Annotated in this window: 1 tRNA gene; it reads left to right on the forward strand. The window is 50.8% G+C overall.

The features are described 5' to 3' along the window. Nucleotides 1-12: 12 nt before the first annotated feature. Nucleotides 13-86 (forward strand) — tRNA-Ala (locus LDX50_RS30700). Nucleotides 87-246 lie beyond the last annotated feature (160 nt).

The raw sequence follows: 246 nt of genomic DNA on the forward strand, positions 1-246 counted from the left end.
GAGAAGGAACACGGGGGATTAGCTCAGCTGGCTAGAGCACCTGCCTTGCACGCAGGGGGTCATCGGTTCGAATCCGATATCCTCCACTTTAGCAGGATACTGGATACTGGAAACAGGATACAGGGTACTGGAAACGAGGTCATTGTAAAGGAATGGCAGAAGCAGATTGGTTTTATCGAAAGAGTATTGGGTTGCCCGGAAGGGGTAACCGCATTGCGTTGCACCTGGCTTAAGGATCCTATGTGA

The organism is Fulvivirga sedimenti (assembly GCF_020328055.1).